This is a genomic window from Thalassospira lohafexi, from assembly GCF_002844275.1.
Lineage (GTDB): Bacteria > Pseudomonadota > Alphaproteobacteria > Rhodospirillales > Thalassospiraceae > Thalassospira > Thalassospira lohafexi.
On sequence record NZ_NXGX01000005.1, the window covers coordinates 134,620 to 149,334 of the forward strand.

Genomic DNA, 14,715 nt, shown 5'->3' on the forward strand with positions numbered 1-14,715 from the left:
CATGCATAGCCGCGAAGAAATCTACAACCAGTTGCATACCTACCTCGTTGACCTGTTTGAAGTCCCGGCAGAAGACATCACCCCGGATGCGCACCTGATGGAAGACCTTGATCTTGACAGTATCGACGCCGTCGACCTCATCGTGAAGTTTCAAGAACTCACAGGCAAAAAAATTCCGGCAACAGAATTCAAATCGGTTCGAACGGTCGATGACGTGGTCGAGAAGATTCATGCCCTGGTCAGCCCCTAACCGCATCGCTACAATCGTCCTGTCAGTGCTGGGTATCGGCTATCCGGTGCTGGTCTATTTTGGACTATCGTCGTTCTCGCCGCGCGTTATCCTGTTTTTGCTTTTGGCCGCCGTTGTAGTTCGCGCCATTTTGTATCTGATCAACCGTAAATATGCGCAAGCCGGGTTGGCCTTGCTGGTCGCTGCAATCCTGTCGGTCGCTGGCATTGCAAGTGAACTGGTTGCCATCCGCTTTTACCCGGTCATTGTTGCTGGCTCCCTTGCGGCGGTCTTTACCGTCTCGCTGTTTTCGGGCATGCCGATCATTGAGCGGTTTGCCCGCATGCGGTCGGCAGAACTAGATGGCTTTGCCCGTGCCTATACCCGCAAGCTAACCAAGGTCTGGATCGGGTTTTTCATTGCGAATGGGCTTATTGCCGGATGGACGGCCCTTTATGCCAGTCTGGAAACATGGACGCTCTATAACGGGCTGATATCCTATGTTCTGATCGGCATTTTGTTTGTTGGTGAATGGCCCGTGCGTCGGTTTCTGCGCGCCCGTCACGACCGTCACACCCAAAACCGTCCCCGTCAGGAACCGGTATGAGCGTTTTTTTCGAAAATCTATATGACGACAAAAACGCGCAGACGCCCCTGTGTCTGGAAAACGGCGTGACCTATTGCGTTACGGATATCGTTCGCGACATTGATCATTTGGCTGCGTCCATCTCGACCGGGCAACGCATCGCAATTTACTGCCAATCCGCACGCCGGTTTCTGATTGCGCTTGCCGCGATCTGGCGCAGTGGCGGTACAGCCATCCTGCCCGCAACCGACAAACCCGGTTACCTTGATGAGATCAATCAGCAGTTCGATTTGTATCTTGATGATGATGCCATTAATGCCCGTCTGACACGCGATGCGAAGGTTTCCGCCTTTGACATGCGGTTACCAACCAGCACCGCATGCGCGGCCATCTTCTTTACATCAGGGTCGAGCGGACAGCCCAAGCCTGTCATAAAATCACTCGCCCAGATCGAAGACGAAATTCAAACCCAAATTCCCCTTTGGCACCCCATAATGCCACAGGGTGCCCGCATGATCGGGCTGGTGTCGCATCAACATATTTACGGTCTGATCTTTCGCATCATCTGGCCTGTCATCACCAAACAGACCTTTAGTGCAGACCCAACGCCGTTCTGGGACATGATCATTCCTGACATGGCACGGGGTGATGTTTTGATCACAAGTCCCGCCCAGCTAAAAAACTTGCATCCCGATCTTGAGACTGCACCGCGTCCGTCGCTGGTTCTGTCATCGGGCGGGCCGCTTGATCTTGCCACTGCACAGGAAGCCACCCGCGTTCTGGCCATTTGTCCGACCGAGATTTATGGCAGCACGGAAACCGGCGGGATCGCATGGCGTCAACAAACCGGGCCATCGTCTGCATGGACCCCATTACCCGGCCTGCAAACCAGCCTTAATGATGCAGGATGCCTGCGCGTTTGCGCCCGTCATATTGCCGGGGATGACTGGTATCAAACCGAAGACCGCGCAACAATTGACAGTGATACCGGATGTTTCACCCTGCATGGTCGTGCCGACCGGGTGGTGAAGGTCGAAGGCAAACGCATATCCCTTGGCGCGGTTGAACAACATCTCCGCCAAAGCGATCTGGTTCAAGACGCCGTTGCCTTACTAGCCGACGAAAATGATCGCCGCTTGGCGGTTGTCGCGGTCCTGACCGAACCCGGCAAGGATCACTTGCAAAAACGCGGCCCATTTCGCATGGGCCGGTTGCTGCGCCGTGAAGTTGCCCGATTTGAAGACGACGCAGCACTGCCGCAACGCTGGCGCTTTGTCGACCAACTCCCGACCGACAGTCAGGGCAAACGCCCCTTGCATCTTTTGCGCGCCCTTTTCACCAAAAATGCCGATCTTGGGCCGGTCATTCATAGCCAAACCCGTGATGGGCAAAAGGCCATTCTTGGCTTAACCCTTCGTCGCGATATGACCTGTTTTCAGGGACATTTTCCAGATCATCCGATCCTTCCCGGTGTTGTTCAACTGCACTGGGTGGTTCAAACCGCCGCCACCCTTTTTGGCAGCTCGAACACGGTCGGCGAGGTCAGCCAGCTTAAGTTCCGCCGACCAATATCGCCCGAGGACGATCTTAAACTTGATCTTGATTTTGATGCCACCGGGCCAAAGGTGCGATTTAGCTATCATTCCGACGCGGTTGGCGTTCATAGCTCCGGTACAGTCAAGTTTCGCATCGCCAGCCAGGATCAGGAAACCGCACCGTGAAAATATGCGCCCTGATCCCGACCCATAACCACCATCAGGTTTTGGCCGATGTTGTTGAGCGCGTACGCACCCATGACCTGCATGTGTTCATCATTGATGATGGCTCCGACATTGCGACCGAACAAAAAGTCCAATCCCTGCACGATCCGGAAAACGGGGTAACCTGCCACCGCTTGGCAATCAACAGCGGCAAGGGTGTTGCCGTCATGCAGGGGATGGCACATGCCAGTGCGGCGGGATTTACCCATGCGGTTCAGATTGATGCCGATGGTCAACACGACCTCGAGCAGCTTTCGGAAATGCTGACACAGGCCCGCCGCCATCCAAACGCGCTGATCACGGGCCTTCCGATCTATGACGACACCATCCCATTGGGTCGAAAAATCGGCCGTTGGGTCACCCATGTCTGGGTCTGGATCGAAACATTGTCGACCACCATCCGCGACAGCATGTGCGGGTTTCGCGTCTATCCGGTCGAGCAAAGCCTCGCGGTTTGGCACGACGAAGGTGCGGGTAACAAAATGGATTTCGACACCGAACTGATGGTGCGGATGTATTGGCGCGGGGTTCCCATCATTCATATGCCGACAAAGGTCACCTACCCCGAAGGCAATACGTCAAACTTTCGCATGTTCGAAGATAACCTTCTGATCAGTGCGATGCACACAAGGCTGGTGTTTGGTATGCTTGGCCGCCTGCCCGGCTTTATCTGGCGCGGTGGAAAATTTGCCAAGCCCAGCACAGATGCCTCAAACCATTGGTCCGAAATCGACGAGCGCGGCATGTATTTTGGCGTGCGGTTTCTTGGCTGGGTTTACCGCATTGCCGGACGGCAGGTTTGCCTTGCCATCATGCTCCCCGTCATTACTTATTTTTATCTTACCGGCGGCATTGCACGGCGGGCATCGCGTGCCTTTCTGACCCGCGCACACCAAAATGGTGCACCCGTTACTCCCACCCGTTGGAACAGCTTCCGTCATTTCCTGCGCTTTGGCGAAAGTGCGCTTGATAAAATTGCCGCATGGTGTGGCGAGCTAAAAATAGATGATCTCGAATTGCCCGACGACGCCGACAATCTGTTTGCCTATATGCCCCGTGATCAGGCCGCAGTGCTGCTGGTATCGCATTTTGGCAATATGGAACTGGTGCGTGCCATTGCCAGCCGCGACCGCGATTTCCGCGTCAATGTCTTGCTACATCAAAAAAATGCCGCCCGGTTTGGCCGCGTGCTGCAAAAACTGGCCCCGGAAAGTCAGGTTGACCTGATCGAGGTCACCGATATCGGCCCCGATACCGCCATCATGCTGCGCGAACGGGTTGAACGTGGAGAATGGATTGTCATTGCCGCTGACCGGGTTGCGATTGGCGCACGCGATAAGTTCGTCTCGGTTCCCTTCCTTGGTGAAGATGCCAATTTCCCGCAAGGACCATTTGTTCTGGCGTATCTGCTACAATGCCCGGTCTATATGGCGGCGGCCTGGCGCACGGGAAAACGATTTAAAATCGAATGGCAAAAACTGGCCGACAGCTTGACCCTGCCGCGCAAGAACCGAACCGATGCCATCGCAGGCTACGCCAGCCAATATGCGCAATGGCTTGAAAAGATAGTTGTTACTGAACCGCTGCAATGGTTCAATTTCCATGACTTCTGGGCAAAGAAAAAGGACGGTGATGACCGATAACCGCATCAATGTAATCTTTGGCGAAAACGATCTTACGGTCGAAGATGTCATTGCCCTGTCCGAACAACGCGCCCAGCCTGTGCTGTCAGGGGATCGCGATTTTCGCGCCCGCATTCAAAAGGGTGCTGATTTCCTGGATCAGCAACTGCGCGACAAGGGCCATATTTACGGTGTGACCACCGGCTATGGTGATTCTGTTTCACGCCGCGTGCCACCCGAACTGGTTGCGGAACTACCACTTCATCTGAGCCGCTTTCACGGCTGTGGGCTCGGCGATATTCTTGGCCCCGAACAGGCACGCGCCGTTTTGGCCGTGCGTCTGGCATCGCTTTGCACCGGCTATTCCGGTGTCAGTGTCGACTTGCTCAATCAACTGGCAAACCTGCTTGCCCATGACATTACCCCGCTGATCCCCGAAGAAGGATCGGTTGGTGCCAGCGGCGATTTAACCCCGCTTTCCTATGTTGCTGCGGCCTTGATCGGCGAACGTGACGTTCTTTATCGCGGTCAGAAAACATCCGCTCAAGACGCCTTGGCAACCGCCGGATTAACCCCACTGACCTTGCGCCCCAAAGAGGCGCTTGCCATCATGAACGGCACGGCCGTGATGACCGCGTTGATGTGTCAGGCCTTTGTCCGTGCCAATTATCTGTGTAAACTGACATCGCGTATTACCGCCCTTGCCAGCATGGGGTTACTTGGCAATCCCGCCCATTTCGACAAGCGTCTTTTTGCCGCCAAACCCCACCCCGGACAGGCCCAAATCGCCGCATGGATCGAAGACGATCTGTCATCACTGGGCGATGACTATCAACCAGCCCGGCTTCAGGATCGCTATTCGCTACGCTGCGCACCGCATGTGATCGGGGTTCTGGCCGACATGATGCAGACCTTCCGCAAAACGCTCGAAATTGAGCTCAATAGTGCCAATGACAACCCGCTTCTGGATGTCACGGAAAACACAATCCTGCACGGCGGGCATTTCTATGGTGGGCATGTCGCCTTTGTGGCCGATGGCATGAAAACGCTGGTGGCCAATCTGGCTGATTTGATGGATCGCCAGATGGCGCTTCTGGTCGATACCAAATTCAACCATGGTCTGGCATCGAACCTTTCGGGGGCTGATCCCGACCGCGCATCGATTAATCACGGACTTAAGGCCGTGCAAATCGGCGCGTCCGCCTGGACGGCCGAGGCATTGAAACAAACCATGCCCGCCAGTGTTTTTTCGCGTTCCACCGAATGTCACAATCAGGACAAGGTCAGCATGGGCACGATTGCCGCACGCGATTGCCTGCGCGTCCTGCAACTGACCGAACAGGTCGTGGCGGCAAACCTTTTGGCGGTTGGTCAGGCCATCGCGTTGCGCGAAAAATCTGGTGAATTAACCAAGGAACAACTCGGCCCCAAGGTTTCGGCCTTTATCGACAACCTAAAGGAAGACATTCCTTTCATCGCCGAAGACCAACCGCTTGAAGGCACCTTGCGCCTTCTGGTGTCGCGCATTCAGAACCGCCACTGGGCGCTCTATGATGAAGAAATCGCATCATGATCAGTGCATCTGTCACCGAAACGATCCAGTTTTATCATCTTGATCCGATGAATGTCGTCTGGCATGGCAACTACGTGCAGTTCTTTGAAAATGCGCGCTGTGCGCTTTTGGAAAAGATTGACTACAACTATCCGCAAATGGATGCATCGGGCTATGTCTGGCCGATTGTTGACATGCGGGTCAAATATGTTGGCCCGTGCACCTTTGGGCAAAAAATCACCATCACAGCAACCTTACGCGAATTCGAAAATCGCCTGAAAATTGATTATCTGATCACGGATGCAAAAACCGGCACCAAACTGACCAAGGGCTTTACCATTCAGGTCGCCGTGGAAAAAGACACCGGCGAAATGCTGTTTCGCAGTCCCGACTTCCTGATTGAGAGGCTGGAGGCCATGACGCAATGACCCACCGCTGGTTTGCATCATTGGCAGTATCCGCCTTGACCCTGTTCCTAGTCGCAATGCTGTCGGTAATTCCAGCACGCGCCGACGGAACCGCGCCCAAGGCAGATTTGCCGTCCGCCGCCACGCCGACCCCGATCAGCGATCAGCAATATCTGACCGGCAGCTTCACCCTTGAACGCCATCTGGACGGCTTTGACGCCCCGCTCACCTCGACCGGTGAATTTGCCCTGTCGCCCCGCAAAGGTCTGATATGGCAAAACCTGAAACCGTTTCCCGATACCACCGTGATGAACGATCAGGGGATCACCCGCAAACATGATGACGGCACATTTGAAACCATTGCATCTGGTGCCCGGTTTCATCAGTTCATCGCGCTGATTTCAGCCGTTCTTGCCGGAAACTGGGACCCGCTGTCTGATCAATTCACAGTAACGCCTACCAAAACCAAGACCGCACAAGACGACCCGGGCTGGCAGGTCACACTGGCGCCAAAAGACAACAATGGATTGTCCGAACAGGTCAGCCAGATCGTTATTAAGGGCGATGAGTTTGTCAGCCACGTTACCCTGCATAAATCATCGAGTGATCGCGACGAAATCACGTTGAGAAATCAAAAACGCCACGACCTGCCACTTCCCGATGATCTTGCCAATCTGCTTTCGGGAAACTCTGATTGATGGCAGTACGCGGGGGCATATGGGGCATTTTGCTTTTGATCATGGCGACCTTTGCCATCTGGCAGGTCACATCGGGCAAAGCCCGGATTGATGGTGATGTCCTGTCCCTGATCGGGTTGGAAAAAACCGACGACACTGCCCGCAAACCCGATATCGAAACCGTGCGCGACTTACTGGCAAATGATGCCAATCAGGCTATCATCATGGTGTCGGCCAACCAGCAAGATATGCTTGAAACGGCAACCCGTGCGTTGGCTTCTGACATCACAAACATTCCGGGCACAAAGTCGGTTTCACTACCGGGATATGACGCGGGAAACCTTGCGCGGCTTTCAGATTTTTACCTGCCCCATGCTCAAAGCCTGCTGTCGGACAGGGACCGGGCACTTTTGCGTGACGGCAACGGTGAAGCGGTTTATCAAAACGCTGTCAAAACGCTGTATGCGCCGGCTTCAATGCTCAGTGCGGCATCGCTCCGTGCTGATCCGTTTTCCCTGCTTCCCGTTTTTCTGGCCGAGCTGGGCAACAAACTTGGCTCTTCCGGGATCGTGCAGAGAGACAACCACTTCCACACCCCGATCATCATATCCCTGTCCCCGGACCTTCGGCGTCAAGGACCGGACATCGCATGGGTGGGCAAGGTCAATGACGCCATCGCCAACGCCCAAAGCACCGCAGATCAATCTGACGGACTCACCATCGCGAAAACCGGGCAAGTCTTTTTCGCCGTGGCCGAGGCAACTGCGGCGAAATCCGATGTCCAGCGCATCGCCATCATTGCGACCCTTGGCATTTTTGCCATGGTGCTCAGTGTGTTTTTCTCCCCACTCCCCCTGATCGGCACCTTGATCACGGTCGGCAGCGGCTTGATCGCCGGTATTGCTGCCGTCACCCTGATTTTCGATGGCATTCATGCCATTGCGCTGGTCTTCGGGGCCAGTCTGATCGGGATATCGGTCGATTATGCGCTGCATTATCTGGTGCTACCCGCCGATGGGAAATCACCAACGGCCCGGGTTGCGACGATCCGTTCCGGCCTAAGCCTTGGCCTTTTGACCTCGGTTTGCGGCTTTGCGGTTTTGGCCATCAGCCCGGCCATCCTTCTGGCCCAAATCGCGGTTTATTCCATCGCCGGGCTTATCGCGGCCTATGTCACCGTGCTTTTCATCCTCCCACTTTTGCCGGTGCGAAGCGTCAAGCACCGGTCGCTCATCCCGCGTGCGTATCAGAAATTTGATGATACCTTGCGCCGCCTACAACTGCCCCGGTTGGTCCGGGGGGTGGGTGCGCTTGCCATCCTTGGTGGATTTGCGGTCTGCGTTCTGTTCATACCAACCGATGATGACATCCGCCATCTCGGGCATGGCAACGACACCCTGACAACGCAGGCGCGCCTGATCGGCGACACCATGGGCATGGGCGGTAACCCCGTCTTTATCCGGATTGATGGCGCAGACAGCCAAACCCGCCTTCAAACGGGCGAGGCCGTACAAAACGCACTCCGCCCCCTGATCAAAGACGGCACTGTCGGGTCTGGCTTTGGCTTGTCGGACATGATCCCATCAATCAAACGGCAGGACGAAAACCGTACCCTGATCAAAGATCAGCTCTTTGAAACTTACGCACCAAAACTGGCACCGCTGCTTCCGATTAACATTCAAACGCCCAACCCCGACGCCCCTTATTTACACGCCGACGCAGATGCTTTTGCCCAGTTCCCGGAACTGGCAAACCTGCATGATGGCATGACCGATATCGTCCGGCTAAACGCCGTGACCGATGCCAATGCCGTTGCCACGGCAATTGCCGACATCGACGCCGCCCGTTTAATCAACCCGCGCGCCACCATCACCGACCAGTTCGCCCATTATCGCAACTGGGCAACCGCGGGATTGGCGATTGCCTTGTTGATTGCCGGGATTCTTGCCATGGCACGCTATGGCGTGATCCGTGGGCTATGTGTTTTAGGAACGCCAGCAGGGGCGATGCTTGTTGCCCTTGGCGGGGCGGCTGCAATCGGGATCACAATCAATTTCTTTACCATCATGGCACTGTTTCTGGTGTTTGCCATCGGGGCCGATTACGTGATCTTCTTTTCCGAAAGCCAAAAGCACGGCCAACAGGATGCGACCCGGTTTGCCGTGTTCTTATCGCTGATCAGCAGCATTTTGGCCTTTGGCCTGCTCGCCAGCAGTTCTGTTCCCGTGGTCAGTGCCATCGGAACCATCATGGCCATTGGACTTCCAACTGCATGGGTGCTTTCCTATGCCATGTGCCCCACATCTGTGAAAGCCGACCAATCCGATGCCTGACAATCATTCTGAAAGCCACCTCATGACCGATTGTGACATCGCCATTATCGGTGCCGGACCGGCCGGAACGGTTGCCGCCAAATTTCTTCGTGATGCGGGATTAAGCGTGATTGTGCTCGAAGCGCAAACCTTCCCGCGCTTTGTCATTGGCGAAAGCCTTCTGCCTCACTGCATGAATGTGCTTGAGCGGGCCGGTTTGGTTGATGCGGTTGAAAAGGCCGGTTTCCAGCACAAAAACGGGGCCGTCTTTGAACGCGGATCACTTTATCAATCCATTGATTTTCGCGAAAATTTCGAAGACAGCGGATGGGGCACCACCTTTCAGGTTCAACGCAGCCGGTTTGATCACATCCTGGCCCAAACCACCATCGATGCCGGGGTCGATATCCGTTTTGGGCATAAGGTCACCGATGCGGTCTTATGCGATGGTGACTGTACTCTCGACTATGAAAATGATGCGGGTCAAACCGGTCGGATAAGATCGACGTTTGTTCTCGACGCCAGTGGTTATGGCCGGGTCCTGCCCCGAATGCTCGGCATTGTAAAATCAAGCCAATCGGCCGAACGGCGCGCCCTGTTTACCCATCTGCGCGACCACATCTCCGACCCCAATTATGACCGGGAAAAAATCCTGATCACGGTCCACCCGACCCGTTCCGAAATCTGGTACTGGCTGATTCCGTTTTCCGATGGCACGTCCTCTGTCGGGGTGATTTATCCCGATCTGGACCCGGAATTTGATGGTCTTGATGATCAGGCCATCTTTGATCGGTTGATTGGTGATACCGGCCTTGGTCCCCTTCTGGCCAAGGCCGAACCGACCCGGCCTCTTAATGCCATTGCCGGATACAGCGCACAATCGGACACCCTTTTTGGTGACGGTTATGTCCTTCTGGGCAATTCTGCCGGTTTTCTTGACCCGGTTTTTTCATCGGGAGTGACCATTGCCATGCATTCCGCCGAACTGGCGGCAAAGGCGCTTATTGCGCGTCACAATGGTAAGGCCGTCGATTGGGATGCGGATTACGCCATTCCGCTTAACCGGGGTGTGGAAACGTTCCGTTCATATGTCGATGCATGGTATGACGGACGTCTACAAACGATTATTTTCAATCAGCCCGATGATGATACAAAACTCAAACGTATGGTTGTTTCGATCCTTGCAGGATACGCTTGGAACCTCGACAATCCGCTGGTAAGCAAAACTGACCGTTATCTGGAGATGTTGCACGACCTATGCGATCCATCCTGATCCTATTCATGACCCTGTCTCTGAACGCCTGTGTTACGGATCTTGCCGACTTGTCGGTCCCGAACCCGTTTGCGTCCAATCCTGCGTATACGGTTGCACTGACACCGGATATCGCCATCGAGTTACCGGAAAACCCGTGGGAAACGGCCCAAAGCCTTGAGGCAACCCAACAGGTCACTGCACAATGGCGCCCCCAAAACGGTCAGCCGAGCACGGCCACTTTCCTCGCCCGAATTTCGGCCCAGCCCGGTCAGGTCAGGATTGCCGTGCTTGATGATCTCGGTCGCCGGGCCATGACCATTGACTGGACCCTTGATGGGCTCAACATCGTCAAGGCCGACTGGGTGCCAGATGCCCTTGACCCTGAACGGTTGCTTGGCGATATCGTCATGACCTATTGGCCCGACGATGTTGTCAGTGACGTGGTCGACCAATCCATGACCGTCGAGGAAACCATGGGTCAACGCACCATCCGCACCAACGGTGATGGATTGGTGTTTGTTACGATTGAAAAACCGATCCGCGACCCGTGGCAGGGTGTGGCAACCCTGCGCAATATGAAACTGGGCTATACCCTGACCATCAGATCGCAAAGACTGGGGTCCTGATGATGTCGGTGACTTCGACCTTTCTGTCGGCCCTTGGTATTGTCTCCGCCCTTGGACAGGGGATAGAGCAAACATCGCGCACCCTGTTTGGCGACCGCCCGGCGGACATGATTTCCCATGACGATTTTCTGATTGATCGCACCACCATGCTTGGCACCGTAACCGGGCCGCTTGCCCCCGTGCCCGATCATCTTACGCAATATGATACCCGCAACAACCGCCTGCTATGGACTGCCACGGCTCAGATTACCTCTGAAATTAACGATATGATCGCAACCTTTGGCAAAGACCGCATCGGCATCATTCTGGGCACCAGCACCTCGGGCATCGAAGAAGGCACCACCGGGTATCAGGACATGCTGCAAACCGGCACATGGGCCCCCGGTTTTCGCTATGAGCATCAGGAAATCGGATCGCCTGCCGCGTTTTTGCGCGATGCGCTGGGTCTGTCGGGTCCGGCATATGTGATTTCGACCGCCTGCTCCTCAAGCGGTAAGGCCTTCGCATCCGCCCTGCGATTGATGGATGCGGGCATGTGTGATGCCGTGATTGTTGGCGGGGTCGACAGTCTGTGCCGTCTGACCGTGCGCGGATTTGATGCGCTTAATTCCATCTCCGAGGGCGTCTGCAATCCGCTCAGCAAAAACCGTGACGGCATCAATATCGGTGAAGGTTGTGCGCTGTTCACGCTGCGCCGGGACGCAGGCGACATTGCCCTGATGGGGGTTGGCGAAACATCCGATGCCCATCATCCCAATGCCCCGCACCCCGATGGGACCGGGGCAATCGCCGCGATGAAATCCGCACTGGTACATGCCGGTCTGACACCTGATGATATCGGCTATATCAACATGCACGGCACCGCGACGCCACTTAATGACAGCATGGAAAGCACCGCCATCGCACAGATATTTGGCCCATCCGTCGCGGTCAGCTCAACCAAACCCATGACCGGTCACACATTGGGTGCGGCAGGCGCGATTGAGGCCGCCATTCTTTGGCTTTCACTACAACAGTCGCATGATGGCGCGCCATTGCCCCGCCATCATTGGGATGGTGTTACTGACCCGGCTGTTGCCAAAATGAATCTCGTCGAACAAACGGGGCAGCGACTTGCAACGAACGATAGGCTTGCCATGATCAGCAATTCCTTCGCCTTTGGCGGCAGCAACGTATCAGTCATTCTCGGACGTGGTTTTATCCCTGCAGGGACACCTTCATGACCAAGGCATCCCATACGCAGATCACAACCATGCCCGCCATTGCTGAACTGGTCCTGCATGCCGCCCCGATGCTGTTGATTGATCGGGTCTGCGATGCCGGGCCTGATCACCTTCGGGCTGAAATCACAATTCAACAAACAAGTATGTTCTTTGAAAAAGACCACGGTGTGCCCGCCTATGTCGGGATTGAATATATCGCACAGGCTGTCGCCGCCTATGGTGGCTGGCGTGCCAAATCTGCCGATCCTGCCGCAGCTCCGCGCATCGGCTATTTGCTTGGCACCCGCAAAATGACCATGACCCGCGACTGGTTTGAACCGGGCACCCGATTAAACATATATGTCGAAAATGTTTTCGAAGATGGCGAAATGGGCGTCTTCAAAGGCGAAATTCGCGATGGAAATGATGTGATTGTCGCTGCCCAGATCAACGTCTTTCAACCCGGTGACACAGACGCCACTCTTGCCACATCCCACACGACCCACAACCAAGAAACGACAACGCCATGACAGAAACCATTCTGGTAACAGGTGCCAGCAAGGGCATCGGGGCCGCCACCGCCAAACGCCTTGCGCGCGATGGATATGATGTCATCGTTCATTATCATTCCGACCGCGATGGCGCGCAAAGGGTCCTTGATGACGTCACTGCAATGGGACGCACCGGGCGTCTTATCCGCTTTGACATTGCTGACCGCGATGCCACCCGCACCGCACTTGAAGCCAACATTGCTGAACATGGCGCGCCGTTTGGTGTGGTGCTGAATGCGGGCCTGACTCGCGATGCCGCCTTTCCCGCCCTTGAAGATGATGACTGGGATGCCGTACTGCATACCAATCTGGACGGGTTTTATAACGTCATAAAGCCCCTCATCATGCCGATGATCCAACGGCGCAAGGGCGGTCGTATTGTCGCACTGACCTCCATCGCCGGATTGGCTGGCAACCGCGGGCAGGTCAATTATGCTGCGTCCAAGGCCGGGATCATTGGCGCGGTCAAATCGCTGGCACTTGAACTGGCTAAACGCAAAATCACCGTCAATGCCGTCGCGCCGGGGGTGATTGAAACCCAGATGACCGATGAATTGCCCGCCGATGAGGTCAAAAAAATGATCCCGATGCGCCGCTACGGTACGGCCGATGAAGTTGCCGCGACCATTGCGTTTTTGTGTGGGAATGATGCGGCCTATATCACCCGTCAGGTCATCAGTGTAAACGGGGGCATGCTATGACCCGGCGCGTCGTTGTTACCGGCATGGCCGGAATTACGGCCTTGGGCGATGATTGGCCCACCATTTCAGCGCGGATGTATGCGGGCGAGACCGGCATTCGCCGCATGGATGACTGGGATGGGCGCTATGATCTGCGCACCCGCCTTGCGGGCCCGGTCGAGGATTTCACGCTTAAGGGCAAGCTTACCCGCAAACAATTGCGCAGCATGGGCCGCGTTGCCCAGATGTCGGTTGCCGCCACCGACAAGGCGCTTGAAATGGCGGGGCTTCGTGATGATACCGCCACCTTGCAGGGCGGTCGCCTTGGCATTGCCTATGGGTCATCTTTTGGCAGCACCCCGCCGGTGATGGGCTTTACCAAACTGATGGAAACTGGCGATAGCAACGCCATCACCGCGACCAGCTATATTCAGATGATGAGCCACACCTCGGCGGTCAACATCGGCGTTTTATACGGCATTTGCGGGCGCATCATCCCAACATCGACCGCCTGCACATCGGGCAGCATGGGGATCGGTTATGCCTATGAAGCCATCAAATACGGCATGCAGGATTTGATGATTGCCGGCGGGGCCGAGGAACTTTGCCCAACCATGGTCGCGGTGTTCGATACCCTGTTTGCCACCAGCGACAATAACGACCACCCTGAAATCACCCCACGTCCCTATGATGCCAATCGGGACGGGCTGGTGATTGGCGAAGGGGCTGGGACGTTGATCCTGGAAGAATACGAACATGCCAAGGCGCGCGGGGCGACCATTTATGGTGAAATCGTCGGGTTTGCGTCGAATTCCGATGGCGCCCATATCACCCAGCCACAAGCCGGCAAAATGGAAATTGCACTGCGTAAATCGCTTGAGGATGCGGGCCTGAGCCCATCTGACATCGATATCGTCAATGGCCATGGCACCGCCACCGACCACGGCGATCTCGCCGAAAGCAAGGCCACCCGTGCCGTGTTTGACCGCGCCATTCCGATCCATACCCTTAAGGGCCACTTTGGCCATACGCTCGGTGCCTGTGGTGCGATTGAGGCATGGCTGGGACTGGAAATGATGCGCGACGGAAAGTTTGTTCCGACCGCAAACCTTAAAACGCCCGACCCGGCCTGTGCGGAGCTTGATTATATCAAGGACACCGCGCGCAGCCTGTCGGCCCGATATATGATGAGCAACAATTTCGCCTTTGGCGGCATCAACACATCGCTGATTTTCACGCTGCCATAGGCCTCAACC

General features: G+C 55.6%; 14 protein-coding genes. All 14 read left to right on the forward strand.

Annotated elements, in window-relative coordinates:
* The first annotated feature begins 1 nt into the window (after position 1).
* The 14 genes from COO92_RS13215 to COO92_RS13280 are packed head-to-tail and all read left to right on the forward strand — an operon-like array spanning position 2 to position 14,706.
* Positions 2-250 carry an acyl carrier protein gene (locus COO92_RS13215; protein WP_101302815.1) on the forward strand — a complete coding sequence of 83 codons (249 nt, stop codon included), beginning with the start codon at positions 2-4 and terminating at the stop codon, positions 248-250.
* Positions 231-836: a COG4648 family protein gene (locus COO92_RS13220; protein ID WP_101302817.1), complete on the forward strand. Its 606-nt coding sequence runs from the start codon at positions 231-233 to the stop codon at positions 834-836. Before COO92_RS13215 ends, COO92_RS13220 begins: the two co-directional genes overlap by 20 nt.
* The gene (locus tag COO92_RS13225) at positions 833-2,536 is read left to right on the forward strand and encodes an ApeI family dehydratase (protein ID WP_165792357.1); all 1,704 of its coding nucleotides are present in this window, start codon (positions 833-835) and stop codon (positions 2,534-2,536) included. Before COO92_RS13220 ends, COO92_RS13225 begins: the two co-directional genes overlap by 4 nt.
* Entirely contained in the window at positions 2,533-4,218 is a 1,686-nt protein-coding gene (locus COO92_RS13230) for a glycosyltransferase family 2 protein (RefSeq protein WP_101302821.1), read from the forward strand. Before COO92_RS13225 ends, COO92_RS13230 begins: the two co-directional genes overlap by 4 nt.
* Positions 4,208-5,770: an HAL/PAL/TAL family ammonia-lyase gene (locus COO92_RS13235; RefSeq protein ID WP_101302823.1), complete on the forward strand. Its 1,563-nt coding sequence runs from the start codon at positions 4,208-4,210 to the stop codon at positions 5,768-5,770. The genes COO92_RS13230 and COO92_RS13235 overlap by 11 nt, the downstream gene beginning before the upstream one ends.
* Positions 5,767-6,177, forward strand: a complete 411-nt coding sequence (locus tag COO92_RS13240) for an acyl-CoA thioesterase (RefSeq protein WP_101302825.1) — start codon at positions 5,767-5,769, stop codon at positions 6,175-6,177. The genes COO92_RS13235 and COO92_RS13240 overlap by 4 nt, the downstream gene beginning before the upstream one ends.
* Positions 6,174-6,854 (forward strand): LolA family protein, encoded by a 681-nt coding sequence (locus tag COO92_RS13245; RefSeq protein WP_101302827.1) that lies wholly within the window; start codon positions 6,174-6,176, stop codon positions 6,852-6,854. Before COO92_RS13240 ends, COO92_RS13245 begins: the two co-directional genes overlap by 4 nt.
* On the forward strand, positions 6,854-9,166 hold the full coding sequence (locus tag COO92_RS13250; protein WP_101302828.1) for an MMPL family transporter: 2,313 nt from the start codon (positions 6,854-6,856) through the stop codon (positions 9,164-9,166). The genes COO92_RS13245 and COO92_RS13250 overlap by 1 nt, the downstream gene beginning before the upstream one ends.
* Positions 9,159-10,418, forward strand: coding sequence for an NAD(P)/FAD-dependent oxidoreductase (locus tag COO92_RS13255; protein ID WP_101302830.1), 1,260 nt, complete (start codon positions 9,159-9,161; stop codon positions 10,416-10,418). Before COO92_RS13250 ends, COO92_RS13255 begins: the two co-directional genes overlap by 8 nt.
* Before the next feature lie 8 nt (positions 10,419-10,426).
* Positions 10,427-11,026, forward strand: a complete 600-nt coding sequence (locus COO92_RS13260) for a DUF3261 domain-containing protein (RefSeq protein WP_165792358.1) — start codon at positions 10,427-10,429, stop codon at positions 11,024-11,026.
* The gene (locus COO92_RS13265; protein WP_206186412.1) at positions 11,026-12,249 is read left to right on the forward strand and encodes a beta-ketoacyl-[acyl-carrier-protein] synthase family protein; all 1,224 of its coding nucleotides are present in this window, start codon (positions 11,026-11,028) and stop codon (positions 12,247-12,249) included. Before COO92_RS13260 ends, COO92_RS13265 begins: the two co-directional genes overlap by 1 nt.
* Positions 12,246-12,758, forward strand: a complete 513-nt coding sequence (locus COO92_RS13270) for a hotdog family protein (protein ID WP_101302833.1) — start codon at positions 12,246-12,248, stop codon at positions 12,756-12,758. Before COO92_RS13265 ends, COO92_RS13270 begins: the two co-directional genes overlap by 4 nt.
* A complete protein-coding gene (gene fabG / locus COO92_RS13275; RefSeq protein ID WP_101302835.1) occupies positions 12,755-13,480 on the forward strand; it encodes a 3-oxoacyl-ACP reductase FabG in 726 nt (241 codons plus the stop codon). The genes COO92_RS13270 and fabG overlap by 4 nt, the downstream gene beginning before the upstream one ends.
* The gene (locus COO92_RS13280) at positions 13,477-14,706 is read left to right on the forward strand and encodes a beta-ketoacyl-ACP synthase (protein WP_101302836.1); all 1,230 of its coding nucleotides are present in this window, start codon (positions 13,477-13,479) and stop codon (positions 14,704-14,706) included. Before fabG ends, COO92_RS13280 begins: the two co-directional genes overlap by 4 nt.
* Positions 14,707-14,715 lie beyond the last annotated feature (9 nt).